5 protein-coding genes are annotated in these 3,772 nt (G+C 34.9%); all 5 read left to right on the top strand.

The window, feature by feature from the left end; all coding sequences use genetic code 11:
• Positions 1-82 precede the first annotated feature (82 nt).
• Positions 83-679: a TipC family immunity protein gene (locus tag HMPREF2686_RS03010; protein ID WP_070449169.1), complete on the top strand. Its 597-nt coding sequence runs from the start codon at positions 83-85 to the stop codon at positions 677-679.
• Positions 680-883: 204 nt separating this feature from the next.
• Positions 884-1,156, top strand: coding sequence for a hypothetical protein (locus HMPREF2686_RS03005; protein ID WP_049475305.1), 273 nt, complete (start codon positions 884-886; stop codon positions 1,154-1,156).
• Positions 1,144-1,518 carry a hypothetical protein gene (locus HMPREF2686_RS03000; RefSeq protein WP_049475304.1) on the top strand — a complete coding sequence of 125 codons (375 nt, stop codon included), beginning with the start codon at positions 1,144-1,146 and terminating at the stop codon, positions 1,516-1,518. The genes HMPREF2686_RS03005 and HMPREF2686_RS03000 overlap by 13 nt, the downstream gene beginning before the upstream one ends.
• The gene (locus HMPREF2686_RS02995; RefSeq protein WP_239681888.1) at positions 1,515-3,233 is read left to right on the top strand and encodes a hypothetical protein; all 1,719 of its coding nucleotides are present in this window, start codon (positions 1,515-1,517) and stop codon (positions 3,231-3,233) included. The genes HMPREF2686_RS03000 and HMPREF2686_RS02995 overlap by 4 nt, the downstream gene beginning before the upstream one ends.
• Positions 3,233-3,772 (top strand): TipC family immunity protein (locus HMPREF2686_RS10315; protein WP_070449167.1); only part of this gene is annotated, 540 nt, incomplete at its 3' end. The genes HMPREF2686_RS02995 and HMPREF2686_RS10315, both read left to right, overlap by 1 nt.

The following is a 3,772-nucleotide window of genomic DNA, read 5'->3' as shown; positions in this document are numbered from 1 at the left end:
GGAAGTTCCCGTTATTCCCTGAAAAACTTGGGTGATATGAAAATCGAGTACAATAAATTGATAGAAGAACAATGAGAAATCAATGAAAATACGTCTAAAAATTACTCTCTGGTTCACACCCATCCTACTTTTTGCACTTTATTGGTTGGGAATCTACCTGAGCTTGAAGAACCCCATGGAAGAAATTAACTACTCTGAAAATGGTGGATTGATGCGCTATGTGATGTTTAAGCCCTATACAGAAACGATAGGAAAAGATGGTATCTGGAAAGAAGATGAAGGATTCCAAATGTATCCCTATTCAGGTGAAATTGTTGGGGGACAAGAAGATCTATCCGTCATGATGTTTCGAGACAGCTCGGAATGGGTTTATAGGTATAAATATCAGTTAAAAGAAAATGTATCGGTTCGTCTGATGTTCAAATACAATTCTAAAAAAAGAGCATTGATCCAAGAAGAAGCATATCTTTATGCGGATGATCAAACAGTTGAAGGCAGTGATTTTCTACAGAAACTTTCTACCTACGGCAAAGACCGCACTTGGTTGAAGAAGCAAAGCAAGAAAGTCGCTGAGCAATACATCCTTGGTACCTGGTTCAAAAATGGAAGTTCCCGTTATTCCCTGAAAAACTTGGGGGATATGAAAATCGAGTACAATGAAGTATTAGAAGAGAAGTAAAAGTCTCTTCTAACAATTATTATCCCGCATCTTTTTCAGGTGTGGGATTTTTTCGCAGAAATAAATAAAAATGGGAAACAGTTACCATAAGGCCTAGATACTACTAACTAAGCTTTTTTTAATTATAAAAGGATGTTATAATACTTCTAACTTAATGGAAAACTAAGAGTGATCTCTTAATAAAAAACTATTTGGAGGAATTAGATGGCCTTAATACAATCAAATGCTATTTCAGCTGCAGATGCAATTAGTGAGCTGGTTTCAGTTGATACCAGTAGTGCACAAAATCAGCAAGTTTCATTTTCTTACACTCAAGAAATTACAGGAATGGAAAATGGTAAGGAGGTAACAAATTCAGTTCTTCAGGCTATTAGCGAATTTAGTCAAGCAGTTCTAATTCAAGCTAACAAGTTCCCTCAAATTGCTACTGTAATTGAAAAGAGAGATATAGAGGAATCGCAAAGATGGAACCATTAAAAAAAATAATAGACAAGAGCGAAAAAGAACGCTCTGCTTTGACACGAAAAATTATAGAACTTGAAGAAAAAGAGGACGATTTTAAATTATTACAGAAAGGACATGAAGATAGAGTAGTTCAGTTAGCTGAACGATTTGAACAATTATCTTTTGATGTTGATTCTATACTGTCATCCTCAGATATGTCATCCTCATACAGAATTAAGGGTTTAGAAAGCAATCAAGAATTGCGTCATCAAATGGCAGAATATGTCCAAATTCATTTTGATGATATAGAAAAATTGAGTCAATCGTTCCGTCGAAATACGGATGAACAAAGAGATAAATTAATATCAGAAAGGAATCAATTGCCTTGGGAGTGAAATATAGTTCTGCAGAATCTAGTGCATTAATTGATGCACTGACAAACAATATAGCAGTCGCAAATGAAATTACAGAAAGATTATCCAGTGGCTGCACTTATTTGGTAAGTTCTTTGGATTCAGGTAAATTACAGGGAGCCGCATATACTGCTGGTAAAGGGCTTTTTACTGATATTATTATCCCTGCAATTTCGAAAATTAAGGAAGCAGTGGATGATATTCAAATAGAGTTGAATTCATATAAAACAGCAAATGAACCTGTATCTCAATATGGAAATCTTGATTTAGAAGAATTAAAAGCTCTCAAAAAAAGTAAAGAAGACATGTTAACAGTTGTTAATGAACAGATTGCTGAGCATGAGAGTTTTTTTAATCAATTAAAAGATCATATTACTTTTAATTACGATGCCCATCGTGAGACTTCTCGTCAATTGACTGAATCCAAAAATAATCTAGAGTCAGAAATTCAAAGTGTGACAAAGAAAATTGATGCGTTGGAATTGTTTGTATCACAGGTGGCATCATTTTTCTCCGATAGTTTAACTGTTTTAAAGCTTGCTATTCAAGGAGCAAGTCAGTTAAGTCAAGTGACTGTTGATGCCAATGGAAATTATAATACAGATGGTCTAGATATGACTTGGTTGAAGAAAATGAATGCTCAGAAAATAGTGAATGAATCACCAAGTTTACAAGATCTATCACCAGAAGATGCTATGTTTGCACAGAACTTGATGAAGCAATATGGATTTAACGAGAAAACAGCAAGGGAAATCATAAAAGTCAGAGATGGCATTGATAAAAAATTTCCAGATAAGTCTCAAGATGAAAAAGATTATATACTACTTAGAGTTCTTGGAAGTGTTTCATATACTGGATTTAAGTGGGATGAGACGGCAGGCTCTTTAAAAGATTATTTTTACGATGAGGGTCTAGCAGTTGATAGAGGGATTCATATGGAGAAGAGTTTTGACGAAATTATGAATGAACTAGGATTAAGTAAAGAGGAGTCAAAACATCTATACTCTATGCTATACTTCCAGCATGCTATATCGGGGACAGATTTACCTATTAATAGTTATAATGATGAGACATTGAAAGAATATGCTAATAATGTTGAACAAAACTATAAAAAAAATAACAGAAATATTTCATCTAAAGAAATACAAGAAACAGCAAAAAATATGTATCGAAAAGCAGATTATACTCATCAGTCGATTACAATGGCTACACATGTTAGTCCTAGAAGGTTTGTTTTAGCTGATATTTATGGTTGTGGAAGAGAAAATGTTAAAGACTTATCTGGCTGGGAAGGTGATACAACCAGAAATGCGAGCGATATGGAACCAAGTATTGGAACAGATGACTATATTGCTGACTTAGATTCTGTCAATATTGTAAAACGTATGAGCTCGAAATCTCAATCTTATACGCAAGCAATGAATAGCTACATGAGTGATCTACAAAGCTCTCCAAAGTTGCGTGAGAAGGAGTTTAAACAAAATGTTGATTTGAAAGAAGTTAAATCAACTATTTTTGCTAGTTTAGTTCCAGATAGTATCTCAGAAAAAGTAAGGTCTGTTTCAAATGCAGGAACTATTTATGAGACACCATCAGAAGAACAATCAATGGAATATCTGAAAGAAAATTACAATTCATCATATCAGTTCATTAGAAGTTTAGAAAAAGAAGAAATGCAATACGAAGGAGGTAACTAATGAAGCAGAAACATAGACTATTCCTCTGGCTCAGCCCCTTCTTGATTTTAGCTCTTTATTGGGTAGGAATCTACCTGAGCCTAAAAAGCCCTATGGAAGAGATCAACTACTCCGAAAATGGTGGATTCATGCGCTATGTGATGTTTAAGCCGTTTACAGAGACAATCGGTAGTGATCGCATCTGGAAAGAAGATGAAGGATTTCAAATTTACCCCTATTCCAAAGGAATTGTTGGCGGTGATGAGCGACTTTCAGTCTTGATGTTTCGTGATTCAACTGATTGGACATTTCGATATGAAGTTGATTTGGATAAGGATGTTACGGTTGGTTTTGGATTTACCTATGATTCTAAGAATAAAATCTTTAGACAGACCGGCTTATTCTTTTCTAGAAAAGGTACTACATACAAAGACCAGCAACTTCTTGATCAACTTGCCACCTACGGCAAAGACCGCACTTGGTTGAAAAAGCAAAGTAAGAAGGTTGCCGAGCAATACATTCTTGGCACCTGGTTTAAGAATGGAAGTTCCCGTTATTCC

Source organism: Streptococcus sp. HMSC057G03 (assembly GCF_001808745.1).
Classification (GTDB): domain Bacteria; phylum Bacillota; class Bacilli; order Lactobacillales; family Streptococcaceae; genus Streptococcus; species Streptococcus parasanguinis_Z.
Note: the sequence above shows the minus strand (reverse complement) of the source record. Positions and strands in the feature narration are given on the sequence as shown.

What these genes read in the sequence shown, in the direction of transcription:
- HMPREF2686_RS03010 (WP_070449169.1), top strand. Translation starts at nt 83, where the DNA reads ATGAAAATACGTCTAAAAATTACTCTCTGGTTCACACCCATCCTACTT.
- HMPREF2686_RS03005 (WP_049475305.1), top strand. Translation starts at nt 884, where the DNA reads ATGGCCTTAATACAATCAAATGCTATTTCAGCTGCAGATGCAATTAGT.
- HMPREF2686_RS03000 (WP_049475304.1), top strand. Translation starts at nt 1,144, where the DNA reads ATGGAACCATTAAAAAAAATAATAGACAAGAGCGAAAAAGAACGCTCT.